At 39.9% G+C, this 348-nt stretch carries 1 tRNA gene; it reads left to right on the top strand.

Annotated features, from left to right (window positions below):
- Positions 1-105: 105 nt before the first annotated feature.
- Positions 106-179 (top strand) — tRNA-Ala (locus ACZIX4_RS19960).
- Positions 180-348 lie beyond the last annotated feature (169 nt).

The raw sequence follows: 348 nt of genomic DNA, 5'->3' as shown, positions 1-348 counted from the left end.
TGGATACTTAAAAGGAAATTTTGGAAGTTGAGTGGTTATCACGTTATAAGGTGAGCACGTTATCAAACTGCAAACTGCGACTGGTAACTGCTACTGAAGAAAAACGGGGGATTAGCTCAGCTGGCTAGAGCGCCTGCCTTGCACGCAGGAGGTCATCGGTTCGACTCCGATATTCTCCACAAAAAAGCTAAGAAGCTGACAGCTGTCAGCTAAGGAGCTAAGAAAGTTCATTGACATATTGAGATTGAAATACAGTAAGAAATAGAAAGCACAAAAGTGTTTGTGGTTTTTAGTTGTTGGTTTTTGGTTTTCGAACCATGAACTATAAACAAAAGAACTATAAACTTG

Source organism: Flavobacterium niveum (assembly GCF_055231775.1).
The sequence above is the reverse complement of the archived record's forward strand: the minus strand, read 5'-3'. Positions and strand labels throughout refer to the sequence as shown.